General features: G+C 51.0%; 2 rRNA genes (1 of these 2 cut by a window edge). Both read left to right on the forward strand.

Going from position 1 to position 2,915, the window contains the following annotated elements:
* A 23S ribosomal RNA gene (locus QB898_RS12770) occupies positions 1-2,622 on the forward strand (it extends 252 nt beyond the left edge of the window).
* A gap of 144 nt (positions 2,623-2,766) precedes the next feature.
* A 5S ribosomal RNA gene (rrf, locus tag QB898_RS12775) occupies positions 2,767-2,879 on the forward strand.
* Positions 2,880-2,915: the final 36 nt, after the last annotated feature.

Below are 2,915 nucleotides of genomic sequence, written 5' to 3' on the forward strand. Positions count from 1 at the left end.
TTGGATCAGCCTTCCAGTGATAGCGCAATCGTTAGCAAAACGAGGTGGAAAACTCGGTCATAGCAGGTGATAGCCCTGTATGCGAAAGCGAATGTGTGGTACTAGACTGGTAACAAGTAGGGCGGGACACGTGTAATCCTGTCTGAATATGGGGGGACCATCCTCCAAGGCTAAATACTCATCATCGACCGATAGTGAACAAGTACCGTGAGGGAAAGGCGAAAAGAACCCCGGGAGGGGAGTGAAATAGATTCTGAAACCGCATGCTTACAAAAAGTCGGAGCCCTTTTGGGTGACGGCGTACCTTTTGTATAATGGGTCAGCGACTTACATTCAGTGGCGAGGTTAACCGAGTAGGGGAGCCGCAGAGAAATCGAGTCCGAATAGGGCGTTTGAGTCGCTGGGTGTAGACCCGAAACCAGGTGATCTATCCATGACCAGGATGAAGGTGCCGTAACAGGTACTGGAGGTCCGAACCGACTGGTGTTGCAAAACCAGCGGATGAGTTGTGGATAGGGGTGAAAGGCTAAACAAACCTGGAAATAGCTGGTTCTCTCCGAAAACTATTTAGGTAGTGCCTCACGTATTGCCTTTTGGGGTAGAGCACTGTTTTGGCTAGGGGGTCATGGCGACTTACCAAACCAAGGCAAACTCCGAATACTAAAGAGCAGAGCGTGGGAGACAGTGCACCGGGTGCTAACGTCCGGACACGAGAGGGAAACAACCCAGACCGCCAGCTAAGGTCCCTAAAATTGGCTAAGTGGGAAACGAAGTGAGAAGGCTAAAACAGTCAGGATGTTGGCTTAGAAGCAGCCACCATTTAAAGAAAGCGTAATAGCTCACTGATCGAGTCGTCTTGCGCGGAAGATGTAACGGGGCTCAAGCCAGTTACCGAAGCTGCGGATGCACAGCAATGTGTGTGGTAGGAGAGCGTTCTGTAAGTCTGTGAAGGCGGCCTGAGAAGGCTGCTGGAGATATCAGAAGTGCGAATGCTGACATGAGTAGCGTTAAAGCGGGTGAAAAGCCCGCTCGCCGTAAGCGCAAGGTTTTCTATGCAACGTTCATCGGCGTAGAGTAAGTCGGCCCCTAAGGTAAGGCAGAGATGCGTAGCTGATGGGAAACAGGTTAATATTCCTGTACCGATGTGCAGTGCGATGTGGGGACGGATCTTAATAGGTTGTCCGGGTTTTGGATATCCCGGTTTAGGTGGAAGTAGGTGTGCATCAGGCAAATCCGGTGCATATGTGCCCAGGCCATCGATCGAGCAAGCTTGCTTGCGAAGCAACTGAACGAGGTTCCAGGAAAAGCCACTAAGCTTCAGCTGCACACGACCGTACCGCAAACCGACACTGGTGCGCGAGATGAGTATTCTAAGGCGCTTGAGAGAACTCAGGAGAAGGAACTCGGCAAATTGACACCGTAACTTCGGGAGAAGGTGTGCCCTAGTAGTGTGATGAGAACATCTGAGCATGAATGGGTTGCAAAAAATAGGTGGCTGCGACTGTTTATTAAAAACACAGCACTCTGCAAACACGAAAGTGGACGTATAGGGTGTGACGCCTGCCCGGTGCTGGAAGATTAAGTGATGGGGTGCAAGCTCTTGATCGAAGTCCCAGTAAACGGCGGCCGTAACTATAACGGTCCTAAGGTAGCGAAATTCCTTGTCGGGTAAGTTCCGACCTGCACGAATGGCGTAACGATGGCCACACTGTCTCCTCCTGAGACTCAGCGAAGTTGAAATGTTTGTGATGATGCAATCTCCCCGCGGATAGACGGAAAGACCCCATGAACCTTTACTGTAGCTTTGTATTGGACTTTGAACAGATCTGTGTAGGATAGGTGGGAGGCTTTGAAGTGGTGACGCCAGTTGCTACGGAGCCGCTGTTGAAATACCACCCTGGTGTGTTTGAGGTTCTAACCTGCGTCCTTGAATCAGGACGGGGAACAGTGCATGGTAGGCAGTTTGACTGGGGCGGTCTCCTCCCAAAGCGTAACGGAGGAGTTCGAAGGTACGCTAGTTACGGTCGGACATCGTGACGATAGTGCAATGGCGCAAGCGTGCTTAACTGCGAGACTGACAAGTCGAGCAGGTGCGAAAGCAGGACATAGTGATCCGGTGGTTCTGTATGGAAGGGCCATCGCTCAACGGATAAAAGGTACTCTGGGGATAACAGGCTGATACCGCCCAAGAGTTCATATCGACGGCGGTGTTTGGCACCTCGATGTCGGCTCATCTCATCCTGGGGCTGTAGTCGGTCCCAAGGGTATGGCTGTTCGCCATTTAAAGAGGTACGTGAGCTGGGTTTAAAACGTCGTGAGACAGTTTGGTCCCTATCTTCCGTGGGCGTTGCAGATTTGAGAAAGCCTGCTCCTAGTACGAGAGGACCGGAGTGGACGCACCTCTGGTGTACCTGTTGTCACGCCAGTGGCATTGCAGGGTAGCTATGTGCGGAAGAGATAACCGCTGAAAGCATCTAAGCGGGAAACTCGTTTCAAGATGAGATCTGCCGGGGATTGATCCCCCTGAAGAGTCGTTCAAGACCAGGACGTTGATAGGCTGGGTGTGGAAGTGCAGCAATGCATTAAGCTAACCAGTACTAATTGCTCGTGAGGCTTGACCCTATAACTTTGATGCTCAATGAAACATCAAGAAAGAGCCGGATGCGTGCAGTCATGATTGAATGCTGATAGAATTCTATGGGTTGGCAATGAGTGCGCTTGAATCATGCGAACATTCTGAGCGTTCTTTATTGCAAAAAGTTAAAGCTTGATGACCATAGCAAGGCGGATCCACTCCTTCCCATCCCGAACAGGACAGTGAAACACCTTAGCGCCGATGATAGTGCGGACTCCCGTGCGAAAGTAGGACATCGTCAGGCCCATTGATTGAAAAGCACCCGAATGGGTGCTTTTTT

Source organism: Ottowia cancrivicina, assembly GCF_029813755.1.
Classification (GTDB): Bacteria; Pseudomonadota; Gammaproteobacteria; order Burkholderiales; family Burkholderiaceae_C; genus Ottowia; species Ottowia massiliensis.